Consider the following 21,876-nt stretch of genomic DNA (forward strand, 5'->3'; position numbering starts at 1 on the left):
GGTTGTCCGGGCCCGGGGTCGACGCGCGGGCGGCTCCCCTCCCGGCAGGCTCGGCATTGTTTAGTTTTTGTTTCAACAATCTCTTCGGTATCGGATCCGGCGGGCCACCGCCGGGGCGGTGCGGTGGATTGGCCCGGATTCATGCGGCATTGCGGAGTGCCTGAACTTCACCCCGCCGGAACGCCGCCGAAACAACAAACTGAACTTTCACGGACCGGTTCAGAAACTCCCCGGACGGCCTTCCACTGCTATTCCCAAGGTCATAAAGTCTCCTTCCGGGCCGCCATTCCCCCCACGTTCACCTTTTCCTTCGCCATGCGCCAACGAGGATAGGAAAGCTGTCGATGCCAGCAGAACGTGTACCATCCACGCACCCCGTGACCGCCGGATCACCGGCCGTGTCCGAGGTGCCCGAGACCCGTCACGGACTCAGCCGCCGAGCCGTGCTCGGCGGGGCCGCCGCCGTGACCGGAGCCGCGGCCGTCTCGGCCGCGACCGTGGTGCCCGCCGCCGCGCACTCCGCCGCGCCGCCCGCAAGCGCCTTCGAACACGCCTTTCCGGCTGTCTCGGGCATCAAGAAGCGCTCCCGGCTCGTCGACTACGAAGTGGTCGAACTCGCCGCCCTGATGCGGGCCCGCGTCGTCACCGCGGTACAGGTCACCAAGGCGTACCTGGACCGTATCGACCGCTTCAACGGCCCCTTCGAAACCTACGGCGACAACGGCCTCTACAACGCGTTCGTCCGGATCGACCGGCAGGGGGCGCTGGCCCAGGCCGCCGCCGCCGACGCCCGGTTCGCCAAGGCCCGGCACTCCCACGAGAGCCTTCCGCCGCTGCTGGGCATCCCGTTCGGCGTCAAGGACTCGGTGGCCGTCAAGGGACTGGAGGCGAAGGACGGCAGCCACGCGTTCGACGGGAACGCGGCCCTGCGGGACGCCACCGTCGTGCACCGGCTGCGCGAAGCCGGCGCGGTGATCCTGGGACACACCATCGCCTCGGCCTTCTCCGGCTCCATCACCGGCACCTTCGCCGGCAACGCCTGGAACAAGGCGTACGTGCCCGGCGGTTCGAGCCAGGGCTCGGGCGTCGCCCCCGTCGCGCGGCTGGCCGCCGCCGCCATCGGCGAGGAGACCGGCGGCTCCATCATGATGCCGTCGGCCGCCAACGGCGCCAGCGGCATCAAGCCCTCGCTCGGCACCAGTTCGGTCGCCGGGCTGATGCCGCTGTCCCCCGGGTACGACGTGCTCGGGCCGATCGCCCGGTCGGTACGCGACGCCTCACTGATCCTCTCGGTGATCCTCGGCCCCGACCCCGCCAACGACCCACTGACCCTGTCCGCCCCCGACCCGTTCCCCAGGATGCCGCACACCGCCCGACAGGGCCGCAAGCCGCTGTCCGGGATCACCATCGGGATACCGCAGTCCGACTGGATGCGCACCAACCGCGGCATCCAGGCCGGCACCTCCCCGCAGTCCCTCTACGACGCCGACCACCTGGCCGCCTTCAACCGGCTCCAGCAGCAGCTGACCTCGCTCGGCGCGAAGGTGAAGGAGTTCCCGGGCCTCGACGTCACCGTGCCGGCCAACGACCCGTACTTCTCCAGTACCGACGTGCTGGCCACCGTCGACGGCTCCCCGGTCTCGCCGTCCTCGGCGGTGCTGAGCCCCAACCGCTACGAGATCCGGTACTGGGACGCGGTCAAGGACTTCGCCGCCACCCGCCCCGCCGACCAGGCGGCGGCACTGCTCGCCCAGTACGGGCGCAGGGCCCCCGGCGAGACCACCGCCTCCTTCGAGTCCGCGACCCGGTTCGGCGGCGCCGTACCGGCCTCGGTACGGGTGGAGGGCGAACATCGGCGGCGCACCCTGCAGGCCAACTACCAGGCCGCGCTGGACCAGGCGGGCGTCGACTTCATGCTGGTGCTGTCCCTCGGCGCCCAGATCGGGCTGCGCACCGGCTCCGGCTTCCCCGTCTACCGCGCCTACTACCAGCTGCCCAACGCCCTGACCTGGCCCATGGTGTCCTTCCCCATCGGCTACGACGGCACGCTGGGACTGCCGATCGCGGCGCAGTTCTGGGGGCCGCGGTTCAGCGAGCCGCAGATCGTCCAGGCCGCCATCGACTACCAGGACCACTACCCGCAGTACCACAACGCGGCCCCGCCGGACCCGGTCGTGGCCACCGCGGCCAAGATCGCCCCGCACGCCCTGGTCGTCGAGGCGCCGACCCCGCCGGAGCTGTCCAACGACCCGCTCATCGCCGAGGAGGCCCTGCGATGAGCTTCCTCACCGTCGGCTGGGGACCGGTCCTCAACGCCGGGCTCCCCCCGCAGCACCCCGGGGACGGCACCTCGCCGGTGGCGACCGTGGGCTGGCTGCCCAAGCTCGGCACCGCCTTCTACCCCTACCCCGACGACGACCCGGATGCCGGCACCGCGGCCGACGCACGCACGACGTGAGACTGGGAACCGACCACCATGAACAGACAGATACCCAGCCGGGCGCTGCGACGCCCGCTCACCGCGCTGACCGCGGGCCTGCTCGCGCTGGCGGCCACCACGGCCGCCGCGGCGCTGCCGGCCACGGCCGACACCCCGGACGCCGGCTCGGCCGTGGTCGACTCCGGGTCCGACTGGACGGTGACCCAGGGCGCGGGCGGCTACGTCGTCTCGCTCGCCCTGGACACCGAACTGCCCGTCAAGGACGACATCCCCGTCCTGCTCGCCGACGGCGCGAGCCTCGGCCCCGCCGCCGAGTCGGCCGACGGGCACACCCTCCTGGTGACCACGTCCGACCCCTCGGTCGCCACCGCGAAGGACATCACCTGGCAGTGGTCCAGTGGCGGCGACGACACCGCCACCGGCCCGGCCGCCGTGCCGTCGGCGACCGCCCTGCTCAAGGCCCAGCGCGACAGCACCGTCACCAAGCCGGGCGGCTCCGGCAGCACCGGCAGCGACCCGACGACCATCGGCACCGGCCGCTACACCATCGCCGACTACAACTTCGGCGCCCAGTCCGTCGCCCTGGCCGACATCGGCGGCATCCGCGGCGAACTGGAAGGGCGTATCTACCTGCCGAGCAGCCGGGGCGAGCACCCGCTGGTGATCTTCCTGCACGGCCGGCACAGCTCCTGCTACAACACCACCACGCTGCGCGGCGCCAGCGGCTGGCCCTGCCCGACCGGCACCACCCCGATCCTCAGCTACGCCGGCTACGACGGCGCCGGCGAGGCGCTGGCGGCCGACGGCTACACGGTGGTGTCGATCTCGGCGAACGCCATCAACGCCAACGACAACCAGCTCTCCCCGGACGACGGCGCCATCACCCGCGGCCAGCTCGTCCTGGACACCCTTACCATGCTCAAGTCGGTCAACAGCGGTCACCAGGTCAGCTACCACGACGCCGCGACCGACCAGGACGTGACCCTCGGGCAGGCGCTGACCGCCGGCCTGGCCACGTACCCCACGGGCACCGTCACAGCACGGCAGCTGGCCGGCACGATGGACTTCGGCCGGATCGGCCTGATGGGCCACTCGCGCGGCGGCGAAGGCGTCGTCACCGCGGGCACCCTCAACGAGGGCCTGGCGCACCCGTGGAACCTCAGGTCGGTCTTCGCGCTGGCGCCCATCGACTTCACCCGCGCCACCCTGCCGGACGTGGTGACCACGACCCTGCTGCCCTACTGCGACGGCGACGTCTCGGACCAGCAGGGCCAGCACTTCTACGCCGACTCCCGCGACGGCACCTTCTCCGACGACGTGCAGCGCTCCGACATCTGGGTCATGGGAACCGACCACGACTTCTACAACTCCTCCTGGACGCCGCCGTACCCGGGCGCCTCGGACGACTGGTCGAGCACCAACGACCCGGTGTGCGGCACCAGCGCCACCGCACTGGCCTCGGGCAAGAACATCCGGCTCACCGCCGCCCAGGAGTACCAGGTCGGCTCGGCCTACATCTCCGGCTTCTTCGAGGCGACCCTCGGCGGACAGACCCGGTTCCAGGGCATGTTCGACGGCTCCGGGCAGGAGCCGCCGTCCGTGTCCGACTTCGCCGACGTCCGGACGGTCGCCCAGCAGCCCTCGTCGCTGCGCACCGACATCACCACCTTCAAGGCCGCCTCGCCGCTGGTGACGGCGACCGGCGCGGTCACCGCGACCGTCTGCGCCAACAAGTACGGCCGTACCGTGCCCGAAGCGCTGCCGTACTGCACCAACCCCGGCAGCACCCTCACCAACCAGCAGGTGCCGTACTGGACCCCCGCCAACTACGCGCCCAACGTGCCGCTCAACCCGATGACGCACCTCACCTGGACGGGGACGACCGGCGGCGTCACCGTCGCGGTCCCGCCCGGTGAGCGGGACGTCTCGCACTACGCCGAGATGACGGTGGACATGTCGCCGGACGAGAGCGTCGTCACCGGCACCGACGTCAAGCTGACGGTGTCCGACACCTCCGGCCGGACCTGGAGCGCCCTGGCGTCCGACCTCAACAAGTGGGGCGTCACCCGGATGCCGGCCAGCACGTCGACGAACCTGGGCAAGATCGTGCTCCAGCAGCTGCACGTGCCCACCTCGACACTCAAGAAGGCCGGCCTGAACCTGAGCCGCCTGTCCACGATCACCTTCGCTCCGGCCGTCGGTGTGGACGGCACCGTGACCGGCGGCGCGTACCTGTCCGACCTCGGGTTCGACAGCAAGGGCGTGGGCACGCCCCGGGTCCGGACACGGCCGACCGTCAACGTGGCGTCCACCACCGCCGAGGAGGGCTCGGCGGCCGGCACCGACCACGTCGCCGTGTACCTGTCCGCCCCGAGCCGGTCCAAGGTCACCGCGTACCTCACGGCGATCGGCTCCACGACCGGCAAGGTCGGGCTCGCCATGCAGCGGGTCGTCTTCCCGCCCGGCGGGACCTGCCAGGTGGTCGCGATCCCGGCCACCGGCGACACCGTCGCGGGCGCGACCTCTACCACCTCGTACAAGGTCGGGGTGTCGAACTCCACCGACGCGGTGCTGGGCAGCCACGACTTCGGCACCGTCACGGTCCGCGAGGACGACGGCATCACCGGCACGGCCACCCCGGCGCCGCCGGTCGGCGCCCAGGGAGACGTCTGCGCGGAGTACAAGGCGCTCTCGCACCCCGGCAAGCTGGCCGTCACCGACACCACGCCGGTTCCCGGCCAGAGCGTCACCCTCAACGGGTCGGGCTACCGCAGCGGTGAGAACGTCGCCTTCACCCTGGACTCGGTGGCGCTGGGCAGCGCCGTCGCCGACAGCCGGGGCACCGTCCTCCTCACCGCGGTGATACCCGCCGCCGAGGCATTCGGCAGCGCGGCGGTGTCCGCGGTCGGCGCGGGCTCCGGGCGTACGGAGACGGCGACCGTCCACGTCACCCGTCCGCCGGTCCACGGAGGCCACGGCGGCCACTGAAGCGGGTGACCGGGTGACCGGGCGACCCGTCGTCCGGTCACCCGGACGAGGAGGGCCCCCGCGGGCGCGAGCCCGCGGGGCCCTTTCGCGTTCCCGCGGCCCCCGAGCCCTTCGGCGGGCGGTCAGCCGGTGGTCGGCCGGTAGGAGTAGACGGTGGTAACCACCTCGCAGACGCCCGGCGACACGATCTCCACCCGCAGCACCTTGGCGGCCGGGTCGTAGTCGACGCCCTCGGTCTCGAAGGCACCCGAGCAGATGCTCGACTGCGGCACCTGGAAAAGGGTGCTGACCTGGCCGGTGACCGGCGTCCCGTCGAGCTGGTGCGGCAGGTCCACCTGGAAGACGTCCTTGGCGCCGTCGTCGGACGCGCACACCAGCCGGGTGGCGGAGACGAAGTCGCAGCCCTGGACGTCGTCGACGCTGCGGCTGAGGGTGATCTGTCCGGCCTGGGGGAGGGTGCCGCCGGTCGCCGGAGTGCTGGGATTGGTCAGCGGGGCAGGGAAGACCTGGAGCCGGTTCACGGTGTTCCACTCGCCCGCCACCAGCCACTGGGAATCGGGCGAGACGGTGGCGAAGGAGTTGTTGAGCAGCTCACCGGAGTCCAGCGGGTGCGTGTAGTCGTAGGCGTGCCCGGAAGGCGTGGTCACTTCGAACATCTTCGAGGTGGCGCTGTCGCCGCCCTGGTAGGCGTCGAAGACGTAGCCGCCCGCGATGTCGGGGTCGCCGACGTGGTTCCAGCCGGCGAACCGCAGGCCCAACGGGATCGAGCCGAGGCCGCGGGTCAGCAGCGAGCCGTCGGCCCGCGAGGCGACACCCTCGCCGCCGGTCAGCGAGTTGACGAGCGAACTGCCGGTCTGCACCCATCCGCCGGGGGAGTCGGCGTGCGCGGTGGAGGCGCCGGCCGCAGTAAGGGCGGCGACGGCGAGCAGGGTCGCGGTGGTACGGCGGAACGGCGCGGTCGCGCGCAACGGAACCCCCAGGAAGACGTGGGCGGACCGCACCCGGCACGGGCGGCGGCCTCGGGCAGCAAGCAACTTAGCCTCACCGGCGCCTCCGTCACCATGGGCGGTCCACCAACTCAACTGGAACACAGAGTGGTTGGCCGGTACATCCAGGCCCGGCGACCGCCTGCCCGCCGGGGGCGCGAACCGCGCTGACGTGCCGCGATCCCTGACATCGCCCGCCCACGGTGACACACTCGGCTGACCGGGCCGGCACGAAGGTCCGGAAAGGTCAGGGGAAGTGCGGGAAAGTCCGGGAAAGGGATAACCGAATGGCGCAGCGGGTGCGGGGCGTTGTGGCCCTGGGCAAGGGTGAACCGGTCACCGTCGAGACGGTGGTGGTACCCGATCCGGGCCCCGGTGAGGCGGTCGTCCGGGTGCAGGCATGCGGGGTCTGCCACACCGACCTGCACTACCGGGAGGGCGGCATCAACGACGACTTCCCGTTCCTGCTCGGCCATGAGGCGGCCGGTGTCGTCGAAGAGGTCGGCGAGGGCGTGGCGGAGGTGGCGCCCGGCGACTTCGTGATCCTCAACTGGCGTGCCGTCTGCGGCCGCTGCCGGGCCTGTCGGCGTGGCCGGCCCTGGTACTGCTTCGACACCCACAACGCCCGCCGGAAGATGACGCTGGCCGACGGCACCGAACTGTCGCCCGCCCTCGGCATCGGGGCGTTCGCGGAGAAGACCCTGGTCGCGGCCGGCCAGTGCACCAAGGTCGACCCGGCCGCGGCGCCCCGGGTCGCCGGGCTGCTCGGCTGCGGTGTGATGGCCGGAATCGGCGCCGCCGTCAACACCGGCGCGGTCGGCCGCGGCGACTCGGTGGCCGTCATCGGCGTCGGCGGGGTCGGCGGCGCCGCGGTGATGGGCGCCCGGTTGGCCGGCGCCGGCGCGGTCGTGGCCGTCGACGTGGACGACCGGAAGCTCGCACAGGCGGTGCGGCTCGGCGCCACCCATACCGTCGACTCCCGGACCACCGACCCGGTGGCCGCGATCCGCGACCTCACCGGCGGCTTCGGCGCCGACGTGGTGATCGAGGCGGTCGGCCGCCCTGAGACGTACCGGCAGGCGTTCTACGCCCGGGACCTCGCCGGAACCGTCGTACTGGTCGGCGTACCCACCCCGGAGATGCGGCTGGAACTGCCGCTGCTCGACGTCTTCGGCCGCGGCGGCGCCCTGAAGTCCTCCTGGTACGGGGACTGCCTGCCGTCCCGGGACTTCCCCGTGCTGATCGACCTGCACCTTCAGGGACGGCTGGACCTGGAGGCGTTCGTCAGCGAGACGATCGGCCTCGGCGACGTGGAGGAGGCGTTCGCCACGATGCGCCGCGGCGACGTACTGCGGTCCGTGGTGCTGCTCTGACCGCGGTCCGGGTCCGTCCGGCCGAACGGTAGAATCGCCACCGGCGACGGCTCACGGCCGTCGCGCGGCGGTGGGGCCCGCCGTACCCGAACCGCGGTGACGCCGCCAACGGTCCCTGCTTGCGACGACGCGCACCTCGTACCCGGACGTGCGCCGTGACCGACGAGTAGGAGACGCCCGTGGCAGAACCCCGTTCCCGCACGGCCGGCGAGGCCGTGGACCCCGACGTCGATCTGCGGGTGCCCTCCCAGCGCGCCGAGACGCGCCGGGGGATGCGGCAGATCGTCGCCGCGGTCGCGGCCGGCGGCGCGATCGGCGCGGCGGCCCGCTACGGCGCCGCGCTCCTGTGGCCGACGGCGGACGGCACCTTCCCCTGGACCACCCTGGGCGTCAACGCGGCAGGCTGCGCCGTCATCGGCGTGTTCATGGTGCTGATCACCGAGGTGTGGAACCCGCACCGGCTGCTGCGCCCGTTCTTCGGCACCGGGGTGCTCGGCGGGTTCACCACCTTCTCGACCTACACCATTGACGTCCGGCGGCTCGCGGACGACGGGCATCCGCGGATCGCGGTGGCGTATCTGGGCCTCACCGTGGTGGTCGCCCTGCTCGCGGTATGGGCCGCGGCGGCCCTGACCCGGCAGCTGGCCGTACGAGGGCGACGATGAAGCGCCCGGTGACGAGGCGGCGGCCGGCCCGTCGGCAGCCGGTCCGCGCGGTGCGGCGGCCGGTGCGGCCGGCCGGCGCGGAGCGGGAGAGGCGGAACACCCGGTGAACTGGCTGCTCGTCGTCGTGGGCGCCGTCGTGGGCGCCCCGCTGCGCTACCTCGCCGACCGGGCGATCCAGTCCCGGCACGACAGCGCCTTCCCCTGGGGCACCTTCACGGTCAACGTCGTCGGCTGCCTGGTCCTCGGCGTCCTCACCGGCGCCGCCGCGGAGGGCGCCGCCTCCGCCCACCTGCAACTCCTCATCGGCACCGGGCTGTGCGGCGCGCTGACCACGTACTCGACCTTCTCCTACGAGACGCTGCGGCTCGCCGAGGACGGCAGCCGCTTCTACGCCGCCGCCAACGTCGTGGGCAGCGTGGCCGCCGGCCTCGGCGCCGCCTTCGCCGGGACGGCGGTCGCCGAGGCGGTCTGGGGCTGAACGGTCCGCCGAGCCGATCAGCGAGCCGGCCGGAGCGACGGCGGTCGGCAGCGGCTTTGGCAGCCGCTGCCCGCCGCAGCGGCTCGTCGGGATGTCCGCGGGCGGGGGAGCGGGGCCCGGTGCGTGTCGCCGCGAGGTGGAGGTGAAAGGTGACGCGGCGGGTGCGCCACCCCGGCCGCCAAGGCCGAGGGCAAGGCGACGCCTTCCCCTGCCCCCCGCCCGGGGTGCCTCCCCGGGTGTCAAGGCCGAGGGGGCCGTCGCCGGCCGGTCAGAACGCGGCAGGCGTGCGTGCCGGTTCCGCGACGCCGCGCGGATCCCGACGACAGACCCCGTGCCGCCCGCCACCGCCACCCGCATCTGCCAGCCGTCCCTTCCGACTCCGGGCCCGCGACCACCGCGGGCTCCGGACAGGACGAGCCGGCTTCCCGTCCGGTGACATCCACCCGCCGCCGGTCACCACGCCGACACCGGGACACGCGGGGTCGCGGCGTAGGCCGCGGCCGGGGTCATCGCCACACCGTTGACGGTGACCGACGCCGTGGTCGACACCTTCGCGCACGCGCCGCCGCCCGCCGCGGTGCGGCCCCTGGCACTCGAGGCGGTCGGCGACCCCGCCCGGCCGCCCGCACCGCCGGCCGCCCGGTCCTCGAAGGTCTCGTCGGCCGGCGGGCCCGGACGCGCCGTGCGCGGATGCCCGCCGGCGGCCGTCGGCGGTCCGGAGACCCGCAGCGGGCGGTCGGCCCCGATCGCGGCGAACAGGCCCTCGGCGGCCGGTTCCGGCACCAGCCGGTTCGGATCGGCGGGGTCGGGGCGGCTCGGCATCGTGGTGAACGCGAACCGCGCGGAGGGCACCTTCCGTACGTCGTCGGCGAGCCCCGACAGCTTGTCGACCGAGGCCAGCGCGGTGTCCACGGTCAGCGCGGTGGTCGCCGCGTCGGCCAGCGACAGCATGCCCGCCGGGCCGGCGGGCGCCCCGCCCTCGCGCATCCGGTGCGCGAGCGCGCCGAGGAACAGATGCTGTGCGTCGGTGCGTCCCAGGTCGCTGCCGTCACCGAAGGCATGCCGCGACCGCAGGAACTCAAGCGCCGAATCACCCTTCAGCTCATGCCGGCCCTTGGCGAGCTTCAGATGCGAGTAGGGGTCGTACACATTCCGGTCCACGCACACCGGCACCCCGCCCACCGCGTCCGACATCCGTACCACCCCGGCGAAATCGGCCAGCACGAAGTGGTCGATGGGCAGCGCGGTCAGCTTGTGCACGGCGGCGACCGTGCAACCCGGTCCGTACTGCAGCGTGGAGTTGACCGGGCCGCGGTGCGCCGCCGCGATACCGCCCCCGGCCGTGCGGCACGCGGGCAGCGCCGTCACGGTGTCGCGCGGGATGCTCAGCACGGTCGCGTGCGAACGGTCCGCCGCGATGTGCAGCACCATCTCCACATCGGCGTTCTGCCCCGGGCCGCAGTCCCCGCCGAGGCGGCAGTCCGCCCGGCCGGAACGGGCGTCGGAACCGATCACCAGGACGTTCAGCGGGGTCCGGCCGAACGCGTCCGGCCGTTCGCTGCCCGCGTTGCCGCCGATCCCGCCGAACAGCGGCAGCTCCCGCAGGCTGCCGTTCAGCCGGAGGTAGACGAACGCGCCCGCGCTCGCGGCCAGCAGCACCGCCACGGACAGGCCCACCGTCACCCGGCGCGCCACCTTCCACCACCCGGCGTGCCGCGCCACCGGCGCCCCCGCTTCCTGTTCGCCCTCCCTCTCCGCGGGCGCCGAGAGCTGTCCCGGTCCGCCCGTCGTCCTGTCGTGGTGGTCGTCGTCCTGCCCGTCGGCCATGAGTGTGTACGTCCTTGTGTCCGTGCGCGACCCGATGGACAAAACGCCCACCGGCGCCATCGCAGTATCGCCCACCCGGGCGCCGGATCCCGGCTGCCCGCGGGCGGGGTGTCGGCCGGTCGGCGCATCCGGCCGGGCGGTCGGGCGGCTGGGCGGCCGCGGTCCCGGTGCGGGGCGGGCCCGGACCCGCGCGCCGCTTGGGGGGACCACCCCCGTCAGGACGGGTGCGGCCCCTGCGGGGCGGGCGCTCCGCCCCGCACCCCAGCCGCTCCGTACCCGGCTCCGCCGCGCCCCGCCGGAACGCCGGATTCCGCTGTGTCCGCACAGTTCCCCCCGGTGGATGTCACCCCATGGATTTCGGTACACACACAGGGTGACAGAAGCCGCGACCGGTGCCCCGGAGTTGTCCACAGGCCCGATCCGGCCGGGCCGCCGCGAGCCGGACGCGGCCCGAGCCGGCCCGCCCCCGGACGCCCGGCGGCATCCCGGCCGGACTAGCGTGGGGCGGACGCAGCGCGAAGGAGGCCGCCATGAGCGACGCGGACCTGGACTCCGGGCGGTACTCGAAGCCCGCGCCGGCCCCGGAGGCCGTACCCGTCCCCGGAACGGACCCGCACCCGGGCACGCCGGCCTCGCCGCACCCCGGCGCGCCCGGACGGACCCGCCCCGACCCGCCGACGCGCACTCCCCCCGACCCGGGCCTCTTCGGACCCGACTCGGTGACCTGGCAGCTGCACGGCGACCCCGTCATGTGGATCGCCGGCGTCCGCGCGCTCTACCTGCAGGCCCTGCACCCGAGGGCGGTGCGCGGCGTCGTGCAGAACTCCGACTTCCGGCAGGACGCGTGGGGCCGGCTGCTGCGCACCGCGTCGTTCGTCGGCGAGATCACCTACGGCACGGCGCCCGCCGCGGAACGGGCGGGGGCCCGGATCAGGGGCATCCACCGGCGACTGTCGGCGACCGACCCCGACACGGGGGAACGCTTCGGCGTCGACGACCCCGAACTGCTGCTCTGGGTGCACTGCGCCGAGATCGACTCGTATCTGCACGTGGCCCGCCGCTCCGGCTTCCCGCTGACCGACGCGCACGCCGACGCCTACGTGGCCGAGCAGCGCGAGTCCGCCCGGCTGGTCGGCCTCGACCCGGCCGCGGTGCCCGCAGACACCGCCGAACTCGCCCGCTACTTCGACCGGGCGCGCCCCCGGCTGGCGGCCACCCCGGAGGCCTTCGACGTCGTCCGGTTCCTGAAGGCGCCGCCGGTGCCGGCCGTGCTGCTGCCGGCGCGGCTCGCCCTCTGGCCGGCCGTGGCCGGCACCGCCTTCGCCGCCCTGCCGCCGTTCGCCCACCGGCTGTACGGCCGCCGGGCGCCGTCCGAGGCGGCCACCGACCGGCGGCTGCGCATCACCGGGCGGCTGCTGCGGACCGTACCGGCCGCCCTGCGCCGGCGGTTGCCGCCAGGCCACATCCTCAAGGCCGTCGGGCGCCTCGGGCCCGGTACCCGTCCGTCCGCACACCGGCTGCACGCCGCGCGTACCGAATTGCGCTGACGCGCTGTCCCATGAGCCGCCCGCCCCGGCCATACTGGGACCGGGGAAGCACCGAAAAGTACGGGGGCGGCGGCGCGCGATGGCGGCTGTACATCATGACGGACACCAAGGACCGGAATACGCGATACCCGGTGGAACCGGGGTGAGCGGGACCCTGATCCAGGGCCGGTACCGGCTGCACGAGCTGATCGGCCGGGGCGGGATGGGCGAGGTCTGGCGGGCGCTGGACGAATCGCTCGGTCGCCGGGTCGCGGTGAAGTGCCTGAAACCCAGCGGGCCTTCGAGGGACGCCGGCTTCACCCGGATCCTTCAGGAGCGCTTCCGCAGGGAGGCCCGGGTCGCCGCGGCACTCCAGCACCGCGGCATCACCGTCGTACACGACTTCGGCGAACACGACGGCCTGCTCTTCCTGGTGATGGAGCTGCTCGACGGCCGCAACCTGCTCCAGATCCTGGACGACGCGAGCCGCAGCCCGCTGCCCGTGCCCGACATCACCGACATCGCCGAGCAGGTCGCCGACGCCCTCGCGTACACGCACGCCCAAGGCGTCGTCCACCGCGACCTGAAACCGGCGAACATCATCCGGCTCAGCGACGGCGCCGTGAAGATCTGCGACTTCGGCATCGCCCGCCTCGGCCACGACATCGGCTTCACCTCGCGCCTGACCGGCAGCGGTGTGGCCATGGGCACCCCGCACTACATGTCGCCCGAGCAGATCGACGCCTCCGAGGTCGACCACCGCAGCGACCTGTACTCGTTCGGCTGCGTGCTTTACGAACTGGCCACCGGGGCGCCGCCGTTCGACCTCGGCGACGCCTGGTCCATCCTCGTCGGGCACCGGGACACCGAGCCCGAGCCCCCGCGCGTCAAACGCCCCGAACTGCCCGAGGAACTCCAGCGGCTCATCCTCGACCTGCTCGCCAAGGACCCCGAGCACCGGCCGCAGGACGCCGCCGACGTCCACGGCCGGCTCAAGGCCATGCGAGCGGCGGCCGGCGTGGCCGCGCACCCGGTGGCACCGGCCGAACTGCCCGGCTGGGCCAGGGGGTTCAGCACCGGCTGTGCCGCCCACTCCACCCGCGCCCACGGCGCCGCGGCCCTGCCGCACCACGAGCTGACCGCGGCCTGGTCGACCCGCCCGGTGAACGTCGCCGCCGACCCCGACACGCTCGCCTCCCTGGCCGCGCGGCACGCCGAGGCCGTCGACCTCGGCCGGGTCGGCAACTGGCGGCAGGCGTACGAACTGCACACCGCCGTCGCCGAGGCCCGCGACCGTGCCCAGGGCCCCGAGCACCCCGACACCCTGTCCGCCCGGTACGAGGCCGCGTACAGCCTGACCAGGCTGGGCCGCACGGAGGAGGCGCTGCGGATGTACGAGTACGTCGCCGAGGCCCGCCGCCGCGTCCTCGGCCCGGACGACCCCGGCACCCTCGCGGCCCGGCACGAGGCGGCGTACGAACTCGGCCGGCTGGGCCGCTACCTGGAGGCCCACCGGGAGTTCGCCGCGGTGCTCGCCGCCCGCGAGCGGACGGTCGGGCCGAACCACCCCGACACCCTCCAGTGCAAGCACAACCTCGGCGTCAACCTGGGAATGCTCGGCCGGGCGCAGGAGGCGTACACCATGGCCGCCGAGGTGGCCGAGGTGCGCACGCGGGTGCTCGGCGGCGACGACCCCGAGACGCTGGTGACCCGGTTCGAGGTCGGCCACGCGCTCGGCCGCACCGGGCGCGCGGCGGAGGCGCTGCGGACGTACCAGGAGGTCGCCGAGGCCCGCGCCCGGGTGCTCGGCCCGGACCACGCCGAAACGCTGGCCGCCCGCTACGAGATCGGCATCTGCCTGGGCCGGCTCGGCCGCAACGCGGAGGCGCTGGCGCTGTACGAGGACCTCGTCGCCGCCCTGACCCGCACGGTCGGCTCCGCGGACACCGAGACCCTGCGCGCCCGGCACGCCCTCGGCGTCAACCTCGGCCAACTCGGCCAGTGGGACCGGGCGCTGGCCGAAGCGCGCGACGTGGCGGCGGTGCGGGAACGGGTGCTCGGCGCCACGCACCCCGACACCCTGGTCAGCAAGCGGGAGATCGCCGTCGGCCTCGGCTGGCTCGGCCGCTGGTCCGGGGCGCTCCCGTTCTACCGCGAGGTCGCCGAGGCCCGCGAGCGCGTCCTCGGTCCCGCCCACCCGCACACCCTCACCAGCCGCAACGACGAGGCCCGCTGCCTGGCCCAGCTCGGCCGCACCGCCGAGGCACAGGCCCTGTACCGCCGCGTCTCCGAGCAGCGCGAGGAATCGCCCGAGCGGCTCTGACCGCGCCGCGCCGCCGGCGGAACGGTGTCAGGGACCGGACGCGCCCCCCGCTCGCCCGCCCGGCCGGTCGGCGGGCCGGAAGCGCCCGCCACCGGCCCGCGGTGCACCACTGCCGCCCGGTCGGGACGGCGTCCAGCCCCGGCCGGGACAGGCTCAACACCTGTAGCGCTCGCTGCCCGGCTCCTCGGGGGCCGCGTCCTGCCACAGGGTGAAGCGCGCCAGCTCCCAGCGGCGCGGGTCGACCGCGAGGGCGACCGAGTGCACCCCGGGCCGGTTCACCGGCCGCTACGCCCTCGGCGACGATCTTGGCGAGGCGTCGGCGCAGCCAGGCGAAGGTCTCCTGGACCGGCTGCCGCAGCTCCTCGGTGGCCACCACCTCCGGGTCCATCGCCATCCGGCCGACCCGGCAGCCGCGCAGCGGATCGCGTTGGCGCAGCAGATAACCGCCCAGCCGCTCCACCGGCGTGTCACAGGTGGAGAGGTGGACGTCGGCCTGGGCGCGCAGCTCGGCCGCGCCGCGGCGCATCGCCGTCACGGCCGGATCCGGCGTGCCCCGGAAATGGTGGTGCATGCTGCCCTGTCCGGCGCCGGCCCGCTCCTGGATGGCGCGCGGGCTCGTCCCGACGTAGCCGCGCTCCCAGAGCAGTTCCCCGGCGCTCTCGATCAGCCGTTCAGCGGTGTCCGTGCCCGGAGTTTACATACTAGTAGGTACGGAATCGGCCGACGGCGCGGACCGCCGGCCGGCCCCCGGTGCCCCGGTTCAACCGTCGGCGAACTCCACCTCCGAGGCCCTGACCACCGTGCCGAAGCGCGGGAAGTCCAGCGCCACCGACGACTGGTGCTCCGCGGCCGTCAGCCCGGACATGGCGTCGGCGGCGAAGACCAGGCCGTAGCCGAGGTCGGCGGCGGCCCGCGCGGTGGACTCCACACCCAGGTTGGTGGCGATCCCGGCGAGCACGAGGGTGCGCACGCCGCGTTCCCTGAGCCGGTCGTGCAGCCCGGTGTCCTGGAAGGCGCCGACGGTGTGCTTGACCACCACCAGGTCCGCGACCGCGGCGATCTCCGCGACCAGGTCGCTGCCCGGCGGCTGGTCCGGCGCGCCCGCCCGCCGGACCCGGACCGCCACCACGGGCGCGCCCGCCGCACGGAACGTCCTCGCCAGCCCGAGCGCCGCGTCGAGCACCCGCGGGCCCGGGTGCGGAGCGAGCGGCAGGGCGATCATGCGGTCGATCAGATCGATCAGCACCAGTGCGGTGCGGGCCCGGTCGAGCCCGGGGGACAGCGGGGACTCACGTACGGCGCCGGCCCGGCGACCGTGATCATGTGCGCTCATGATCCGGACCCTACCGGGCCGGTCATGCCGCCGCCCGATGATCGAACACGCCTGTGCCATAAGGGAGTTGTGAGCCCGGAACGGAACGGTCCTAGCACCTCGCGACCGTGCTGCCGACCGCTTCGGGCTTCTTGCTCCGGCCCGGCGCCGCGGCGGATACGCTGGGCCGGTACGACGACGTGGCATGTGGGAGGAGCGCGGACGTGGCGGAGAGCACCATCGGACAGCCGTTGGCCGACGGGAAGAAGCCCCAGGTCGACCTGACGGACGCGGAGTGGCTGTCCAGCAGCCAGGGCACCGGCGATGTGCAGATCGCCTTCGTGGAGGGCTATATCGCCATGCGCGACGGCCGCGAGCCGGACGGCCCGGCACTGATCTTCACCCCCGCCGAGTGGCGTGCCTTCGTCCTGGGCGCACGCGACGGGGAGTTCGACCTCACCTGAGGCCGCCCGGCACCCGGCCTCACCCGCGGCCGCTTCGGAGACCTCCGAGGCCGTCCGGCCGTCCCTGCGCCGCCGCCGCATCCACGGTGCGCGGGCGGCGGGGCGGACCGCCCGATCCGGTCGCCGCCGCCGACGCGGTACGACGGGCGAGCGGCCTGCCACCGGGAGGCTCGCGGCCACGGCCCCACGGTCCGCGGGGCCGCGGCCGGGCCCCCGGCCGCGGGCGCTACGGCCAGGGCTCCAGGTCCGGCAGCGGATCGCCGGTCAGCGGGCCCACCGGATGCCGCCCCGCCAGCCAGGCCGCGAGATCGGTGAGCCGGCCCCGTACCGCGACCGGAGTGCCCGTACCGCGCGTCCACGACCAGGGGCCGTCAACCGCGGTGAGCGACAGTTCGACGCCGACCGGCACCCGCGGCGCCAGGAACTCCACCAGGTGGGCGCAGAAGGGCTCCGACCAGTCCGCCACGCCCCGGCCCAGCAGCGCGTCGGCCGTGTGGATCTCCAGCTCCCGCCACCAGGCCAGGCCCGCGTCGAACAGCGTGCCGTCGCGGTAGCGCACCGGGCGCCCCCAGTCGTCGGGGCCGACCGCCGACCAGGACGCCTCGATTTCGTCCAGCGCGTCGGCGAGCGCCGCGCGCAGCCGGGGCGCGCCGCGCCGCTGCCCGGCCTCGATGGCCGCGTTCCGGCCGGCCCGGCCGCCGTCGTAGACCTCGATGAGCCGGCCGCGCAGCGCGTACCGCGCCTGCCGGGCCAGCGCCAGGCCGACGCCCTCGATGTGCGACAGGACATGGCCGCGGGTCCAGCCGGGCAGCGCGCTCGGCGCGCGGGCGGCCTCCTGGGTGAGGCCGCCCAGCAGCTCCCGCAGCCGCAGGTGGCCCGCGTCGAGCGCGAGCCGCAGGTCGGCCGGTGTGACGATGTCCGGTGTCACGGCCACAGCAGCCCCCGCTCCCAACCGGTGTCCGTACGGCGGTAGTCGACGCGGGTGTGCCGTCGTTCGCGGTCGCCCTGCCAGAACTCGACCTCGTCGGCGCGCAGCGTGTAGAGGGTCCAGCCCGGCGCCACCAGCCCCGGGTCGCGCCCGATCCGCTCGGCGGCGACGCGCACCGCCTCGTCGCGGGCGGCCGGGTCGGACAGCGGGGCGCTCTGCCGGCCGGGCAGGGCCTCGGCACGGGCGCCGGGGGAGCGGGCCAGGAAGTCGGCGGCGGAATCCCCGGCGGTGGCCGGTACCACCGTCCCGCGCACCCGGACCTGCCGGGAGACACCGGACCAGTAGAAGGTCAGGGCGGCGGCCGGACGGGCGGCGAGCTCACGGCCCTTGCGGCTGTTCTTGTCGGTGGCGAACTGCCAGCCCGCCGCGGAGACGTTCTTGCAGATCAGTACCCGCGCGGACGGGTTGCCGTCGGCGTCGGCGGTGGAGACCGTCATGGCGTGCGGTTCGCGCACCCCGTCACGTATGGCCTCCAGCAGCCAGTCGGTGAACAGCTCATGCGGATCGGCCGGCAGCCGTGTGGTGTCGAATTCCGGCAGATCATCCGCGAACACCTCAAGTCCGCGCAGCACTTGGCGCAGGTCGGACACGGATACCCCCTCGCTGTTAATGGTGTGCGGCGAAGATACCATTAACACATGGACGTTGATCATCTCGCGCTCGACCTCGCGGTCACCATCCGGCACGACGGCCACGACGGGATCGCCGACGGCCTGGCCGAGTCCGCCGGGCTGACCGCCTGGGTGCGCGAGCACGCCCTAGCGCTGGCCGGTCACGGATTCACCGTGTCCGGCGGGGAGTTCACCGCCGACGAGGCCGCGCTCGGCGCGGTCGTCACGGTCCGTACGGCGGTCCGCGCGCTCTTCGGCCGGGCGGTGCTGCCCGGCCCCCCCAGCGCCGCCGACGCGGGCCGGCTGCCGTCCGCGGAGGAGTCGCTGCACCGGCTGAACGCGGCCTCGGCGCTGGTGCCGGTCGTCCCGCGGCTCGACTGGCTCCCGGAGACGGCGCCCACCGCCCGCTGCGCGGTCCCCGGCCCGCTCGCCGCCCCTGCCGCCCCCACCGCCGACCGGCTCGCCGCGGCCCTCGCCCGCGCGGCCATCGCCTTCCTGGCCGGTCCCGACCGCGAGAAGCTGCGGGCCTGCCCTGCGCCGCGCTGCGTCCGCTACTTCGTCAAGCAGCACGCCCTGCAGGAGTGGTGCAAGCCCTCCTGCGGCAACCGGGCCCGGGTGGCGCGCCACCACGCCCGGCGCCGCGCCGCGGTCCCGGCCGTCGCCGACCGTCCCGGACCGACGCCGTCCGGCCTCGGCTGACTCCGCCCCGGCGCCCCCCTCCGCTGCCCCGGCACCGACCGGTACCGACCCGCACCGCCCGAGTCCCGGCTGGCGCCGACGGCCGCGCCGCGCTCCCGGGGGGTGGGAGTGGGGAGGCGGACGTTGTGGTCGGTGAGGGGGCGCATACGGGGCGCATGGGGGCTTCGGGCCGGGGCGGAACCGGCCGAGGCTGGTGGGGCTCGCCGGGGCCGTGGCAGTGTCCACGGTGGGCTGGCCCCGCCGGGTGCCTCCACGGTGCCGCCACGACGCCGTGCCGGTCGCGTCTCCTGCCAGTGGCGGACCGGCACGGCGGCTCCGCCGAAGACGGCCTCCCGCCTTGCCGTACTCCCCTCGCGGACGGTGGTCGGCGGCGTACGCTGTGAGGCCATCGGACCGGTGGCCGTACGGAACGTCGTGCGCCCGGCGCGCGCCCGCCGGGGGTAAGAGGGGGCACCATGATGCAGCGCCACTCGCGCAAGCGGCAACTTTTACTCGAACGTGACGACGAACTCGGCGCCGTGGACGATGCGTTGGCAAGGCTCACCGGCGAGTACGGCCGTCCGCGCGGCGGGCTGCTGGCCTTCGCCGGGTCCGCGGGTCTGGGCAAGACCACCCTGCTCGGCGAGGTACGCGACCGTGCGGTCGGCCGCGGCTGCACCGTCCTGTCCGCCCGCGGCGGTGACCAGGAGCAGCAGGTGGCCTTCCATGTCGCCCGGCAGCTGCTCCAGCCCCGGCTGGCGGGCCGCCCCGAGCCCGAGATCCGCGACACGCTGGGCAGCTGGTACGGCATCGTCGGCCCCGCCCTCGGCCTGTGCACCGCCGAGGGCCCCGCCCCCGACCCGCAGGGCCTGCGCGACGGGCTCGACTGGGTGCTGACCCACCTCGCCGTGCAGAGCGCGCCCTTGGTCCTGGTACTGGACGACGCCCACTGGGCCGATCCGCAGTCCCTCAACTGGCTCGTCGCGTTCGCCCCCCGCGCCGACGAGCTCGCGCTGCTCGTCGTGGTCGCCTACCGCCCCGACGAACTCCCGCCCGGTGCCGAGGCGTTCCGCGGCCTGCCGGGCCGCGCCGGCCACCGGCCGATAGACCTGGAACCGCTCACCGCCGGCGCCGTCGGCGAGTTGGTACGGGACTCGGTCGGCGCCCACGCCGACGACGCCTTCTGCCGGGAGTGCTGGGCGGTCACCGCGGGCAACCCCTTCGAGGCGGTCGAGCTCAGCGCCAAGGTCCGCGACCGCGGGATGCCTCCCGACGAGACCAGCACCCACCTGCTGCGCGACCTGGTGGCCGCGGTCAAGGGCAGGGGCCTGATCACCCAGTTGGAGCGGCTCGGCCCGTCGACGGTACGGCTCGCCTGGGCCTGCGCCGTCCTCGGCACCGAGACCCGGCCCGCGCTGGCCGCGGACGTCGCCGGACTCGGCCACGAGGAGGCCGCCGACTGCGCCGACCGGCTGCGCGCGGCCCGCGTGCTGACCGGCAGCCAGACCCTGCGCTTCGTCCACCCGCTGATCGCCACCGCCGTCTACCGCGCGATACCCGACGCCGTACGGGTCGCGCTGCACGGGCAGGCCGCCTGGGCCGTCATCGACGCCGGGCAGGGCCCGACCGCCGCCGCCCGCCACCTGCTGGAGACCCACCCCGAGGGCGACCCGTCGGTCGTCCACCAACTGCGCGCCGCCGCACGGGAGACGCTGCGGGCCGGCGCCCCGGAGGTCGCCCGCACCCTGCTCGCCCGAGCACTGCGCGAACCCCCGCTGCCCGGACAGCGCGCCGCCGTGCTCTACGAACTGGGTTGCTCCTCGCAGCTGTTGGAGCCCTCCACCACCGTCAACCACCTGCGCGCCGCGCTGGAGGAGCCGATCGACGACCCGGCGCTGCGCGACGGCATCCTCTTCCGGCTCTCCCAGTCGCTGGCGCACAGCGACCGGATGGCCGAGGCCGCCGAGGTGGTCGCCCACGCGGCCCGCACCGCCACCAGCGCCCGCACCCGGCTGCGCATGCAGGCCGAGCAGTTCATGTGGGACGCCTTCCGGGCCGACGAACCCGACTCGCCGAGCCGCTCGCGGCGGCTGACCCGGCTCGCCGACCGGCTCGGCGGACGCGACCTCACCGAGCGCTACATCATCGCGCTGCGCGCCTGGGACGCCACGCTGCGGGGCGAGCACACCTCCACCGTGCTCCGGCACGCCGACCGGGCGCTGCACGGCGGAATGCCGTGGGCGGACGAGAACCGGGGCTTCGAGGTGCCGGTGCTGGCCGCGCTGTCGTACGTGTACGCCGACCAGCCGGACCGGGCCGAGGAGCTCTTCGCCACCGGCATCGCCGACTTCGAACGGCAGGGCTGGCGCGGCGCCCACCTGTCCTTCGGCTACGTGATGCTCGGCTACGTCCGCTACCGGGGCGGCAGGCTCCCCGAGGCCGAGGAACTGGGGCGCGACGGGTTGCGGCTGGCGGAGCGGGTCGGGCGTGGCACCCCCGTGCAGTGGTACGCCGTCACGCTGCTGGTCGAGGTCCTGCTCGCCCGCGGACGGGTCGAGGAGGCCACGGAACTGGCCGCCGAGTACGCCTTCCACGCGCCTTTCCCGTCGGCCGTCACCATCCCGGACGCGCAGGCCGTGCACGGCGAACTACTGCTCGCCCGCGAGCGGTTCAAGGACGCCGCCGCCGAACTGGCCTCCGTCGGACGGCGACTGGATCCGCGCGGGATGCGCAACCCGTCCTGGTGCCCCTGGCAGCTGCACCTGGCGCTCGCCGAGTCGCACGACGCCCCCGACCGGGCCGAGCGGAGCGCCCTCGACGCGGTGGCCAGGGCCCGGCAGTTCGGCGCGCCCTCCGCGATCGGCCAGAGCCTGCGGGTCGCCGCCGAGGTGGTCGGCGGCGACCGCGGCCTGGACCTGTTCGCCGAGGCGGTGGCCCGGCTGGAGGTCTCGCCCTCGCGCTACGAGCTGGCCCGCGCGCTGGTCGCCCACGGCGCCGCGCTGCGCCGCTCAGGGGCGCCCGCCGAGGCCGCCGACCGGCTGCGCCGCGGCCTGGAGGAGGCCCTGCGCTGCGGCGCCGACGGCGCCGCGGACACCGCCCGCCGGGAACTCTCCCTGACCGCCCCGCCGTACCCGGCCGGCGTCCCGCTCCGCGCCGCGGCCGCGGCCGGCCCGCAACCCGCCGACCGGCCCCGTACCGTGTGACGTCCGGCTGCCGG

At 74.6% G+C, this 21,876-nt stretch carries 17 protein-coding genes and 1 pseudogene; 11 read left to right on the forward strand and 7 right to left on the reverse strand.

The window, feature by feature from the left end:
- Nucleotides 1–377 precede the first annotated feature (377 nt).
- Genes RLT57_RS29600 through RLT57_RS29610 form a run of 3 tightly spaced genes read left to right on the forward strand, consistent with a single transcriptional unit; the run spans nucleotide 378 to nucleotide 5,428 of the window.
- Complete coding sequence (locus RLT57_RS29600; protein WP_311300327.1) at nucleotides 378–2,279, forward strand: amidase; 1,902 nt, start codon at nucleotides 378–380, stop codon at nucleotides 2,277–2,279.
- On the forward strand, nucleotides 2,276–2,458 hold the full coding sequence (locus tag RLT57_RS29605; RefSeq protein ID WP_311300328.1) for a hypothetical protein: 183 nt from the start codon (nucleotides 2,276–2,278) through the stop codon (nucleotides 2,456–2,458). Before RLT57_RS29600 ends, RLT57_RS29605 begins: the two co-directional genes overlap by 4 nt.
- Nucleotides 2,459–2,476: 18 nt before the next feature.
- Entirely contained in the window at nucleotides 2,477–5,428 is a 2,952-nt protein-coding gene (locus RLT57_RS29610) for a hypothetical protein (protein ID WP_311300329.1), read from the forward strand.
- 122 nt (nucleotides 5,429–5,550) lie between these two features.
- Here RLT57_RS29610 and RLT57_RS29615 read toward each other — a convergent pair whose 3' ends face one another.
- A complete protein-coding gene (locus RLT57_RS29615) occupies nucleotides 5,551–6,396 on the reverse strand; it encodes a hypothetical protein (RefSeq protein WP_311300330.1) in 846 nt (281 codons plus the stop codon).
- Between the two features lie 305 nt (nucleotides 6,397–6,701).
- Here RLT57_RS29615 and RLT57_RS29620 point away from each other — a divergent pair, with 305 nt between their 5' ends.
- From RLT57_RS29620 to crcB, 3 genes are all read left to right on the forward strand, one after another.
- Complete coding sequence (locus tag RLT57_RS29620) at nucleotides 6,702–7,787, forward strand: S-(hydroxymethyl)mycothiol dehydrogenase (RefSeq protein ID WP_311300331.1); 1,086 nt, start codon at nucleotides 6,702–6,704, stop codon at nucleotides 7,785–7,787.
- A gap of 179 nt (nucleotides 7,788–7,966) precedes the next feature.
- Nucleotides 7,967–8,452 (forward strand): fluoride efflux transporter FluC, encoded by a 486-nt coding sequence (locus RLT57_RS29625; RefSeq protein ID WP_399129667.1) that lies wholly within the window; start codon nucleotides 7,967–7,969, stop codon nucleotides 8,450–8,452.
- Between the two features lie 103 nt (nucleotides 8,453–8,555).
- Complete coding sequence (crcB, locus tag RLT57_RS29630) at nucleotides 8,556–8,930, forward strand: fluoride efflux transporter CrcB (protein WP_311300332.1); 375 nt, start codon at nucleotides 8,556–8,558, stop codon at nucleotides 8,928–8,930.
- Between the two features lie 453 nt (nucleotides 8,931–9,383).
- Here the strand turns inward: crcB and RLT57_RS29635 are convergent, their stop codons facing one another.
- Nucleotides 9,384–10,757: an LCP family protein gene (locus RLT57_RS29635; protein WP_311300333.1), complete on the reverse strand. Its 1,374-nt coding sequence runs from the start codon at nucleotides 10,755–10,757 to the stop codon at nucleotides 9,384–9,386.
- A gap of 530 nt (nucleotides 10,758–11,287) precedes the next feature.
- Here RLT57_RS29635 and RLT57_RS29640 point away from each other — a divergent pair.
- Nucleotides 11,288–12,304 (forward strand): oxygenase MpaB family protein, encoded by a 1,017-nt coding sequence (locus RLT57_RS29640; RefSeq protein ID WP_311300334.1) that lies wholly within the window; start codon nucleotides 11,288–11,290, stop codon nucleotides 12,302–12,304.
- 142 nt (nucleotides 12,305–12,446) lie between these two features.
- Nucleotides 12,447–14,606, forward strand: coding sequence for a serine/threonine-protein kinase (locus RLT57_RS29645; protein ID WP_311300335.1), 2,160 nt, complete (start codon nucleotides 12,447–12,449; stop codon nucleotides 14,604–14,606).
- 153 nt (nucleotides 14,607–14,759) lie between these two features.
- On the opposite strand, the gene RLT57_RS29650 is transcribed toward RLT57_RS29645, so the two are convergent.
- The 3 genes and pseudogenes from RLT57_RS29650 to RLT57_RS29660 all read right to left on the reverse strand — a co-directional run bounded on the left by RLT57_RS29650 (nucleotide 14,760) and on the right by RLT57_RS29660 (nucleotide 15,939).
- Nucleotides 14,760–14,885: a DUF4865 family protein gene (locus RLT57_RS29650; protein WP_311300336.1), complete on the reverse strand. Its 126-nt coding sequence runs from the start codon at nucleotides 14,883–14,885 to the stop codon at nucleotides 14,760–14,762.
- Nucleotides 14,872–15,273: pseudogene (locus RLT57_RS29655) on the reverse strand (TetR/AcrR family transcriptional regulator); the annotation flags it as partial. The pseudogene RLT57_RS29655 and the gene RLT57_RS29650, both read right to left, overlap by 14 nt.
- A gap of 93 nt (nucleotides 15,274–15,366) precedes the next feature.
- On the reverse strand, nucleotides 15,367–15,939 hold the full coding sequence (locus tag RLT57_RS29660) for an isochorismatase family protein (protein ID WP_311300337.1): 573 nt from the start codon (nucleotides 15,937–15,939) through the stop codon (nucleotides 15,367–15,369).
- A gap of 203 nt (nucleotides 15,940–16,142) precedes the next feature.
- Here RLT57_RS29660 and RLT57_RS29665 point away from each other — a divergent pair, with 203 nt between their 5' ends.
- Entirely contained in the window at nucleotides 16,143–16,382 is a 240-nt protein-coding gene (locus RLT57_RS29665) for a DUF397 domain-containing protein (RefSeq protein ID WP_311300338.1), read from the forward strand.
- A 226-nt stretch (nucleotides 16,383–16,608) separates the two neighbouring features.
- On the opposite strand, the gene RLT57_RS29670 is transcribed toward RLT57_RS29665, so the two are convergent.
- Complete coding sequence (locus tag RLT57_RS29670) at nucleotides 16,609–17,316, reverse strand: maleylpyruvate isomerase family mycothiol-dependent enzyme (RefSeq protein ID WP_311300339.1); 708 nt, start codon at nucleotides 17,314–17,316, stop codon at nucleotides 16,609–16,611.
- The gene (locus RLT57_RS29675; protein WP_311300340.1) at nucleotides 17,307–17,960 is read right to left on the reverse strand and encodes a pyridoxine/pyridoxamine 5'-phosphate oxidase; all 654 of its coding nucleotides are present in this window, start codon (nucleotides 17,958–17,960) and stop codon (nucleotides 17,307–17,309) included. The genes RLT57_RS29670 and RLT57_RS29675 overlap by 10 nt, the downstream gene beginning before the upstream one ends.
- 48 nt (nucleotides 17,961–18,008) lie before the next feature.
- Between RLT57_RS29675 and RLT57_RS29680 the strand changes: the two genes are divergently transcribed.
- Both RLT57_RS29680 and RLT57_RS29685 read left to right on the forward strand, forming a co-directional pair.
- Nucleotides 18,009–18,680 carry an ABATE domain-containing protein gene (locus RLT57_RS29680; RefSeq protein ID WP_311300341.1) on the forward strand — a complete coding sequence of 224 codons (672 nt, stop codon included), beginning with the start codon at nucleotides 18,009–18,011 and terminating at the stop codon, nucleotides 18,678–18,680.
- A gap of 455 nt (nucleotides 18,681–19,135) precedes the next feature.
- Nucleotides 19,136–21,862, forward strand: coding sequence for an ATP-binding protein (locus RLT57_RS29685; protein ID WP_311300342.1), 2,727 nt, complete (start codon nucleotides 19,136–19,138; stop codon nucleotides 21,860–21,862).
- Nucleotides 21,863–21,876: the final 14 nt, after the last annotated feature.

The organism is Streptomyces sp. ITFR-21 (genome assembly GCF_031844685.1).
Taxonomy (GTDB): domain Bacteria; phylum Actinomycetota; class Actinomycetes; order Streptomycetales; family Streptomycetaceae; genus Actinacidiphila.